Annotated in this window: 7 protein-coding genes and 1 pseudogene; 3 read left to right on the top strand and 5 right to left on the bottom strand. The window is 73.0% G+C overall.

Features of this window, described 5'->3' with window-relative positions; all coding sequences use genetic code 11:
- The 4 genes and pseudogenes from ACW0Q9_RS25565 to ACW0Q9_RS25550 form a co-directional block, all read right to left on the bottom strand.
- A pseudogene (locus ACW0Q9_RS25565) lies at positions 1-1,450 on the bottom strand (hypothetical protein); the annotation flags it as partial.
- 65 nt (positions 1,451-1,515) lie between these two features.
- Positions 1,516-1,824, bottom strand: a complete 309-nt coding sequence (locus tag ACW0Q9_RS25560; RefSeq protein WP_148793507.1) for a cupin domain-containing protein — start codon at positions 1,822-1,824, stop codon at positions 1,516-1,518.
- Positions 1,821-2,771: an LLM class F420-dependent oxidoreductase gene (locus tag ACW0Q9_RS25555; RefSeq protein WP_456185500.1), complete on the bottom strand. Its 951-nt coding sequence runs from the start codon at positions 2,769-2,771 to the stop codon at positions 1,821-1,823. Before ACW0Q9_RS25555 ends, ACW0Q9_RS25560 begins: the two co-directional genes overlap by 4 nt.
- 2 nt (positions 2,772-2,773) lie before the next feature.
- Entirely contained in the window at positions 2,774-3,559 is a 786-nt protein-coding gene (locus tag ACW0Q9_RS25550) for an ABC transporter ATP-binding protein (RefSeq protein ID WP_456185498.1), read from the bottom strand.
- Positions 3,560-3,846: 287 nt separating this feature from the next.
- Between ACW0Q9_RS25550 and ACW0Q9_RS25545 the strand changes: the two genes are divergently transcribed.
- Together ACW0Q9_RS25545 and ACW0Q9_RS25540 are read left to right on the top strand one after the other, a co-directional pair.
- Positions 3,847-4,878, top strand: a complete 1,032-nt coding sequence (locus ACW0Q9_RS25545; RefSeq protein WP_456185496.1) for an ABC transporter substrate-binding protein — start codon at positions 3,847-3,849, stop codon at positions 4,876-4,878.
- 101 nt (positions 4,879-4,979) lie between these two features.
- Complete coding sequence (locus tag ACW0Q9_RS25540; RefSeq protein WP_456185494.1) at positions 4,980-5,822, top strand: ABC transporter permease; 843 nt, start codon at positions 4,980-4,982, stop codon at positions 5,820-5,822.
- A 48-nt stretch (positions 5,823-5,870) separates the two neighbouring features.
- Here the strand turns inward: ACW0Q9_RS25540 and ACW0Q9_RS25535 are convergent, their stop codons facing one another.
- Positions 5,871-7,052, bottom strand: a complete 1,182-nt coding sequence (locus ACW0Q9_RS25535) for an ABC transporter substrate-binding protein (RefSeq protein WP_456185492.1) — start codon at positions 7,050-7,052, stop codon at positions 5,871-5,873.
- A 449-nt stretch (positions 7,053-7,501) separates the two neighbouring features.
- On the opposite strand from ACW0Q9_RS25535, the gene ACW0Q9_RS25530 reads away from it, so the two are divergent.
- Positions 7,502-9,818, top strand: a 2,317-nt coding sequence (locus ACW0Q9_RS25530) for a nitrate- and nitrite sensing domain-containing protein (protein WP_456185491.1), incomplete at its 3' end; no start/stop codon positions are given.

Below are 9,818 nucleotides of genomic sequence, written 5' to 3'. Positions count from 1 at the left end.
AGATGTTTATAAGACACAGCCCGGGCATCGACAGGTTCCGGGTCAGGTCCCCGTCGCCCCGTCCGGTGACCGGCTCGTCCGGCACGGGGTCACCGAACGCCGGGGCGGACTCCGCGTCCGGGTCCCGCCGCTCGGCGCTGGTCCCGTCCACCGGGCCCGGCGTCGCGGTGGACCTGGCGTCAGCCGCCGCAGCCGGCTCGTCGGCTCGGTGCGCGCGCGTGGCCGGGTCGGTCGCCTCCGCCGCGACGGCGGCCGGCGCCTCGGCGACCGGCGGCGGCGCGTCGAACCGGTGCCGGACCGGGCCCGGCCCGCTCGCCGCGGATTCACCGCCGCGATGCGACCCGTACCCCGGGGCCGGCTCGTCCCGGTCCGCCGGTGACTCGGTCGCCGGGCGACCGAGGGGCCGGCGGGTGAGACCGGCGGGCACCGGCGCGGGGGTGAGCCCGCCGGCCTCCGGCCAGTCCCAGTGCGCGGGACTGGGTGCCCCGGCGGCGCGTACGGTCACCGGGGCGGCGGGAGCCGGGCCGGGAGTGGCCGGCGACGCCGGCAGGGGCTGGAGGATGTCGGTGGGCTCGATGGCGTCCGGCCCGCCGGCCGTGGTGACCGGTCGGGGCAGGACCGTGGTGGCGGTCGACCCGAGCGCGCCGGCGGCGACCGCGATCAGCGCGCCGTAGTAGGGCGCGAGCTGGTAGCGGTCGGCCGCGGTGCCCGGGCCGGCGGTCAGGTAGGCGAACGCCAGCAGGACCGGGCCGGCCGCCCCGGCCGCGCCGCCGACCAGCGGCAGGTGGCCGGCCCGGCGGGCCAGCGCGCCGACCGCCGCGCCGGCGAGCAGGGCCAGCGTGGGCAGCAGCAGCATGGCTAGGCGCTCGGCCGCGGCGGGGTCCAGCCAGGACGGTTCGAGGACGCCGAGGCGTACGGTGGGCAGCGCGCCGGTGGACGCCACCGACGGCGCGACGGAGACCAGGGCGAGCAGCCAGACGGCCGCGGCGGTGAGCGCGATGCTCCAGCCGAACGGCGGCTTGAGCAGCGCGGCGATCGCGGCGCCCGCCCCGACCACCGCGCCGAGGATCGCGCAGATGCCGACCGCCCACACCGGGTCGACGGTGCCGCTCAGCTCGGCGGTGCGGGCCGGCTGCATGCAGAGCGGGGCGACCACGATCGCGCCCAGCGCGCTGACGCCGGCGATGGAGAGCAGCTCGGTGGTGCCGGCCGGGGTGGTGTCCCGGCGGGCGAGGCGTTCGGTGAGGACGGCCCCGGCGACCGTGGCGACCGCGGCGAACCAGCCGACCCAGGCGAGCTGGGCCGGCCACCGGTTGACCGAGCCGTCGACGAACGCGCCGTCGAGGCGTACGACGCCGAAGCCGTACGCGATGCCCAGCTGGCCGGCACCGGCCAGCACGCTCACCCCGAGCGCCGTGAGCAGCAGCCTGCCCCACGTCCGAAAGGCCATGTCGGGCACGTTACGGCCCGGTGCGGCCGGCCGCTACTTACTCGCCGAGGTTGGTGTCGGCGTGGCTACTTCAACTCGACGAGTCGGGCCAGGTACGTGGTGTCACCGACGTTGGTCAGCATGTGCACGGCGCCCGGGTCGCGGTAGACCACCCCGCCGGTCGGCTCGTCGGCGTCGATGGTCGTGCCGTCGATCGTCTGCACCACGTTCTTCGCGCCCTGGATCGCCACCACCAGGTACGGGTGGTCGTGCCGGTGCAGCGGCTGCCGCTCGCCCGGCTCCAGCCGGATGTGCCAGACGCGCACCTTGTCGTTCTCGAAGACGATCTCCTGCCCCACCGGGCCGAGTTCGAGGTCTGCGGAGAGGTCGGTCATCGTGCTCCGTCCAGTTGGGGGAGCACCTCGGCGGCGATGAGCTCCACGTGGTCGAGGTCGGCGAAGTCGATGAGCCGCAGGTGCACCCGGCCGGCCCCGATCGCGGCGAACTCGCCGAGCCGGTCGACGAGCTGGGCGGGGGAGCCGACCACCGGGTCCTCCGGCGGGAGGGCGCTCTTGACGTGCAGCGGCGCGGCCCGGCGCTGCGCCTCCGCGTCGGTACGCCCGATCGCCACCACGATCCCGGCGGAGAGCACCAGCGGCGCCCGCCCCGATCCGGTGCGCCCGGTCCGGTCGCACGCCTCGCGGACCCGCTCGTACGCGCCGGCCGTCTCGGCGACGGTCTTGAACGGCATGTTGAACTCGTCGGCGTACCGGGCGGCCAGCTCGGGGGTGCGCTTCGGGCCCCGGCCGCCGACGATCACCGGCGGGCCGGGCTGCTGCACCGGCTTGGGCAGCGCGGGCGCGTCGACCAGGCGGTAGTGGTCCCCGGTGAAGCTGTACGTCTCGCCGGGCGGGGTGCGCCACAGCCCGGTGACGATCTCCAGCTGCTCGGCCAGCCGGTCGAACCGCTCGGTGACCGTCGGGAACGGGATGCCGTAGGCGGTGTGCTCGCGTTCGTACCAGCCGGCGCCGATGCCCAGCTCGATCCGGCCGCCACTCATCTGGTCCACCTGGGCGACCATCACGGCCAGCGGCCCGGGCAGCCGGAAGGTGGCCGAGGTGACCAGGGTGCCGAGCCGGATCCGGGAGGTCTCCCGGGCCAGGGCGGCGAGCGTCAGCCAGGCGTCGGTGGGGCCGGGCAGCCCGGGGTCGTCCCCCATCGAGCGGTAGTGGTCGGCCCGGAAGAAGCCCTCGAAGCCGGTCTCCTCGACCAGCCGGGCGAACCGGAGCTGGTCGTCGTAGCTCGCCCCGCGGTGCGGCTCGGTGAAGACGGACACCCGCATGGTCACCGCCCTCCCGCGACGACGCCACCGGTGCCGTCGCGCTCCATCAGCAGTTCGTGCAGCTCGGCGCTGATCCGGGCCACCTCGGCCAGATGGGCGTGGCGGCCCAGGGTGCGGGGCCGGGGCACGGCCACCTCGACCACCTCACGGATCCGGCCGGGGCGCGGGCTGAGCACGACCACCCGGTCGGCGAGCAGCACCGCCTCGTCGATCGAGTGGGTGACGAAGACGATGGTCGCCTTCGTCTCCATGTGCACCCGCTGGAGCTCGCCGGACAGCTCCTCCCGGGTGAGCGCGTCGAGCGCGGAGAAGGGCTCGTCCATGAGCATCACCCGGGGCTCGCCGATCAGCGACCGGCAGAGCGAGACCCGCTGCTGCATGCCGCCGGAGAGCTCGTGCGGGAGGCGCTTCTCGAAGCCGGCCAGCCCGGCCATCTCCAGCAGCCCGCGGGCCCGGTCGCGGTGCCTGGCCCGGCTCCAGCCGAAGATCTCCACGGGCAGCAGGACATTGTCCAGCACCGTGCGCCAGGGCAGCAGCGCCGGCCGCTGGAACAGCATGGCGATGTCCCGGCGGGGCTTCGTGATCGGCGTGCCCGCCACGGTGATCTCGCCCTCGGTGACCGGGAGCAGGCCGGCGATCATGCGGAGCAGCGTGGACTTGCCGCACCCGGAGCGGCCGAGGACGGCGACGAACTCGCCCTCCGCGACGTCGAGGTCGATGCCGCGCAGCGCCTCGACCCGGCCCGAGCGGCCGTCGAAGGTGCGGGACACCCCGGACAGTCGGATCATCTCCCGCCGGCTCCCTTCCAACGTCGCGAACGCGAGCCGGGCCAGCGTAGCGGGAAGCGGTCCTTATAGCACCGTCCGGGGTGGACGTCAGTCTCCTTTCCGTCAGGCAACTTCGTTTCCGTTCCGCAACCCGGACGCCCGCCGCGTGTCATCGGCCTTCTCGTACGCTGTTGCGCGCGAAGAGTCCCCTCACGACGGTCCCGTCGGCTGCCCCCTCCTGCCGACACCGTCGGACCCACGACCCGACCAGGCGAACGTGCCCTGGTCGGAAAGGACATGGTGCACTGATGAGAAGGCTGACCCGTACGGTCGCCGCCGCGGCACTGGCCACCGCCCTCGCCCTCGTCGGCGGCTGCAGCAGCGACTCGGACAAGTCGGAGGACGGCAAGGCCGGCAACGGCGCGGCGCTGGAGAAGGTGACGTACCTCACCTCGTTCGGCAACTTCGGCCGTGACTCCTACGCCTGGGTGGCGAAGGAGAAGGGCTTCTTCAAGGAGGCCGGCTTCGACGTCGACATCAAGCCCGGGCAGGGCACCGGCTCGGTCATCCAGACCATCACCGGCGGCCAGGCCGACTTCGGCCCGATCGACCTGACCGGCGGCATCCTCCAGCTCGGCAACGGCCAGGCCAAGGACTTCGTCGCGGTGGCGGCGATCCAGCAGCGCACCATGGCCGCCATCGTCTCGGTCGAGGGCAAGAACATCGCCACCCCGAAGGACCTCGAGGGCAAGAAGCTCGCCGACACCCCCACCTCCGTCGTGCGCAACCTCTTCCCGACGTACGCCCGGCTGGCCGGCATCGACGGCAGCAAGGTGACCTGGGTCAACGGCGAGGCGCAGGGCCTCATGGGCATGCTCGGCTCCGGCGCGGTCGACGGCATCGGCCAGTTCGTGGTCGGCCAGCCCACCGTCGAGGTGGTGACCAAGAAGAAGCCGGTCGTGCTGCCCTACAGCAACGTGATGCAGGACCTCTACGGCAACGTGCTGATCACCTCCAGCAAGATCGCCAAGGAGAAGCCGGAGATGGTCAAGCGCTTCACCGGCGCCCTGCTCAAGGGCCTGGAGTACTCGCTGGCCCACCCGGACGAGGCGGGGACGATCCTGAAGAAGAACGTCCCGGCCGCCGACCCGGCCGCCTCCGCCGCCGAGCTGCAGCTGATGGCCGCGTACGTCCGCTCCAGCAACTCCGGTACCGCGATCGGCACCCTCGACAGCGGTCGGGTCGCCAAGAGCATCGCGCTGCTCCAGGGCGCGGGCGCGCTCAAGCAGAACCTCACCCCCGACCAGATCATCGACTTCAACCTCGCGCCGAAGGCCTGACCGGTCGGCTCGGGCAACGGGGGTGCGACCCGCCGGGACACCCGGTGGGGCGCACCCCCTTCGCGTGCCGGCCGTCGGGCCGGCCGAGAGAGGAGGACACGTTGACGCAGTTGACCGGGACCAGCGTCGGGGCGCCGGCCCCGTCGACGCCGCCCCCGGCCGCCCCGCGCCGGCTGCCGGTACGCCCGGCGACGGTGGGCCTGCCGGCCCTCGGGCTGGTCATCGCGGTGGCCGCCTGGTGGCTGGTGACCTCGGGGCTGCACCTGGTCCACCCGGCCGCGCTGCCGCCACCGCAGGCGGTGGGGCGCTCGCTGGCCGACACCACCGACGTGCTGCTGCCGGCGCTGGGCATCACCACCTGGATGACCCTGCTCGGCTTCCTGCTCTCGTCGCTCGCCGGGGTGCTGATCGGGATGGCGCTGGCCGCCTCCAGCCGGGTCGAGCGGATGTTCGCCCCGCTGCTGGTGGCGGTCAACGCGGTGCCGAAGATCGCCTTCGGCCCGCTGCTGGTGGTCGCGGTGGGCTGGGGGCAGAAGCCCATCCTGACCATGGTGTTCCTGCTCTGCTTCTTCCCGATCGTGCTCTCCACGGCGACCGGGCTGACCACCACTCCCGCGGACCTGGCCGAGCTGGGCCGCTCGCTGAACGCGTCCTGGTGGCAGGCGTTCCGGAAGGTGCGCTTCCCGGCCGCCCTGCCGCAGATCTTCGTCGGCCTGAAGGTGGCCATGCCGCTGGCCGCGATCGGCGCGGTGATCGGCGAGTTCTACTCGGACCGGCCGGGGCTGGGCTACCAGATCCTCCAGTACAACGGCGTCGGCGACACCGCGACGGCGTGGGCGGCGATCGTGCTGGTGGCGGTGATGAGCATCCTGCTCTACGCGGCCCTCAGCCTGGTCGAGCGCCTCGCCCTGCCCTGGGTCCGCGCCACCACCTCGGCCCGCTGACCGGCCGCTCCCGGCAGGAAGCCCCGCTTCCTGCCGGGACCTGCCGGACTAGCCGGCCAGCCGCCAGCGACCACCCCGAGCCACGAGCGTCGTCAACGCCTGCGGCATCAGGCCGGAGTGGTTGTCCGGAGTCATTCGGATCGGTCCGGAGAGGCCGTCGAGCTGCGAGGTCTCCAGGACGTCGCGCAGCCCGTCCCGGTCCACCTCACCGGGCTTCCCGCCGGCGCGCAGTTCGGCGTCGGCGATGAGCTGGACGGCGTCCGCGGCGAACGAGGAGTAGCCGTGGTAGCCGCCGAACCGGGCGGTGTACTCCTGGAACCACTGCCGCCGGGCCGCCTTGGCCGGGGTGGTGGCGATGACGTCGTCGATCACCATGGTCTGGGTGAAGATCAGCGTGGCCCGCTCGGTGGACCGGGCCGACGCGCCCAGGAAGAGGTCGCCGGCCGCCGAGGCGTCGAAGAAGAGCGGGCCGGTGAAGCGGCTCTGCCGGGCGGTGGTCGCCGCCAGCGACGCCTGCTCGGGCGGGGTCCAGACGATGAGTGCCTGGGGCTTCTTGGCGACCAGGTCGCCGATCTGGGTGCTGACCTCCGTGTCGGTGGTCCGCACCGCCTGGGCGAGGGTCAGGCGGACACCCGCCTTGTCGAACTCGCTGCTCAACGCGGCCAGCCCCTCCTGGCCGTACTTGTCGGCGCTGTGCAGCACGGCCACCTTGCGGATGTTGCGGCGGATCAACTCGGCGGTGAGGGCGGCGGCGCTGTCGGCCGCATTAGGGGCGAGCTTGAAGACATAGCGGCGGTCCGCGACCGGTTCCGTGACCTCGCCGGAGGAGGCGAGCGCGATGGTGGGAATACGCTTCTCGCCGATCGTGCGGACGGCACCGGTCGCACATTCGTTGCAGCCGCCCATGATGATGGCGGTTACCCGTGAGTCACCGCTGAAATCGTTGATGTTCCGCAACGATTCGGCGGCGTCGGAGCGGTTGTCCTTCACCTTGAGTTCGATCTTCCGGCCACCCAGCGCGCCGGAGGAGTTCAACTGCTCGACCTTCAGTTCCAGGGCCCGTTGGTACACCTTGCCGATCGGCGCGGAGGCGCCGGAAAGTTCGAGGTCCGCGGCGATCACGATCGGGCTGGTGTCCTGCGGCTCCCCGCCGATCTCGCAGCCGGTGAGCGTGGTGGCCAGCACGGCCGATGCGAGCACCGCGATGCTCGCGGAGCGGATGGGGCTCAACTCAGTCCTCCAGGTGCGGCGCGGGCCGGCGCCCGATCACCGCCGCGTTCGTCCGTCCTCAGTGGAGGAACGGGATTGGTGTGCCGTACGGTGTGCGCGAAGCCTGCAAAACCTTGCCAATGCCGGGCCCTGTGGTCAAGCGCGGATGTCGGCAGCAGTTTCGGGACGCTCGTCCCACATGTTGGGGACACGGAACGTTAACCGACAATTACTGCGCAGATACGACCGACCACTCTGGAGTCACATGCCCTGTTCAGGGGGCTGGAGAAAAGAAGGTATTAGGTGATCGGATCACGGGTTGAGTCGTCGCCGACCGTTTCCTGCCTCACTGCCGCTTCCCAAACAGGATCTCGTCTGATGAAATCGCGGCCGTGCCGCGCGTGGCGCTGGCCGCTGCACCAGGCACGGGTCGGCGGGTCAAGCGTGGAAGAAACGACGGAGGCGATGTCGTGAGCACCGGACCTACGACCCTGCCCGAGAGCCCCGGCGCCGATCAGCGGAACCGGCGACGGCGCCTGCCTCGGCTGCGTGACGCGCGGATCCGCTCCAAGCTCGCCCTCATCCTGGTCGTTCCGGTGGCGGCTGTCATCGCACTGGCAACTATCCGACTCGTCTCGGTGGGCGAGGGCGCCTACGAGGCCAACCGGATCCGGTCGCTGACCGCGCTGTCGATCGACGTCTCGGCGCTCACCCAGGACCTGCACAAGGAGCGGATGGCGGCGGCCGCCTTCCTGGCCGCGCCGGACCAGAAGCCGGACGACTACAACCTGCGGGTACGCCGCACCGACGAGCGGATCACGGCGTACCGGGACGAGCGGGGGAACCTCGGCGACGTGCCGACCTCGGTGCGCGACCGGCTCAAGGTGATCGACGACCACCTGGCCACCCTCAACGGCACCCGCCAGGAGGTGCTGGACCGGCAGCAGATGCCGGTCTCCGAGGCGAGCCTGCGCTACGGGATCATCCTCGACGACCTCGTCGGGTACGGCGACACGCTGGCCCAGCAGCCCGGCACGGAGAGCCTCGCGGACGCCCGCCGCGCGGTGGCCGCCTTCGCCCACGCAAAGGCCGAGGTCGCCGAGGAGGAGGCGGTCGCCTACACCGCGCTCTCCGCCGGCCGGATCGACGACGAGCAGTTCTCCTCCTTCGTGGCCACCCTGACCGGCCAGCAGGAGGCGCTGCTCTCCTTCTCCCGGGCCGCCGAGCCGGCCCAGCGCGCCCTGGTGGACCGCACCGTCTCCGGTGACGCCGTCCAGCTCGCCGACCGGGTCGCCAACGACGTCTCCCGCTCGGTCGGGCAGCAGGTCCCGCTCGTCACCCGGGACGCGGCCGCCGCGGCCATCGGCTCGGTCGGTGACCTGATGCGGTGGGCCGAGATCCAGCTCCAGGACCAGCTGCTCGCCGACGTCGACGCGGTGCGCACCGACGTCATCCGGCAGGCGTTCGTGGAGAGCCTGCTGGTGCTGCTCACCCTGGCCATCGCCGTGACGCTGGCCGTGGTGCTGGCCCGCTCGCTCAACGACTCGCTGCGCCGGCTGCGCGAGGGCGCGCTGGCGGTGGCGAACCACGACCTGCCCGACGCGGTGAGCCGGCTGCAGACCGTCAACGACATCGGTGACGGCGGCGTGGACGAGATCGTCCAGCAGGTCCGGGACCCGATCAAGCTGACCAACCGCGACGAGGTCGGCCAGGTGGCGGCCGCCTTCAACGTGGTCCACCGGGAGGCGGTCCGGGTGGCGGCCGAGCAGGCCGCGCTGCGGACCAGCGTCTCGGCGATGTTCCTCAACCTGGCCCGCCGCTCGCAGAGCCTGGTCGACCGGATGATCGGCGAGCTGGACGCGATCGAGCGCGGCGAGGAGGACCCGAAGCGGCTGGCCCAGCTCTTCGAGCTGGACCACCTGGCCACCCGGATGCGCCGCAACGACGAGAACCTGCTGGTGCTGGCCGGGGCCGACTCGGCCGTGCCGCGCCGCGACGACGCGCTCCTGGTCGACGTGCTGCGCGCCGCCCAGTCCGAGGTGGAGCTCTACAACCGGATCGAGTTCGGCACCGTCGACACCGACATCTCGGTCGCCGCGCACGCGGTCAACGACGTGGTGCGCCTGGTCGCCGAGCTGCTCGACAACGCCACCCGGTTCTCGCCGCCGAACACCATCGTGGTGGCCGACGGCCGCCGGATTCGCGACTACGTGCTGATCCAGGTCGAGGACCGCGGGCTCGGCCTCAGCGACGAGCAGCTCGACTCGCTCAACCGCCGGCTGGCCGCGCCGCCCACGGTCGACGTGGCCGCGTTCCGGCTGATGGGCCTGGCCGTGGTCAGCCGGCTCGCCTCCCGCTACGGGATCCGGGTCGAGCTGCGCCGCAACGTGGAGGGCGGCACGGTCGCCCAGGTCACCCTGCCGAACGCCACCGTGGTGCTGCCGGCGAACCGGGGCCAGGCCCCGCTGACCCGGGCGCGCCAGCCGCTCGCCGTCGAGCAGTCCCCGCTCAGCCAGGTCGGCGCCGCCGACGCGCTGGCCGGCGCGGGCCGGGCCGGCACGGCCACCCTGGCCGACCAGTGGCGCAGCACGGCCACCCCGCCGCCCGCCCGCTGGCAGGCGCCCACCGAGGCGCGGGACACCGCGCCGGCCGTGCAGTTCGGCGCGACCGGCGCGCTGCCGACCGTCCCGGCCGCCGCCGCGCCGCCGCCTCCCGCCGCCCCGGCGCCGGTCTCCGGCGCCGGCTGGTCCGCGGGCGGGTCGACCCAGACCCACCCGGGGCCCGACC

The organism is Micromonospora sp. I033, from assembly GCF_053890995.1.
This window is presented reverse-complemented; position numbering and strand designations above follow the sequence as displayed.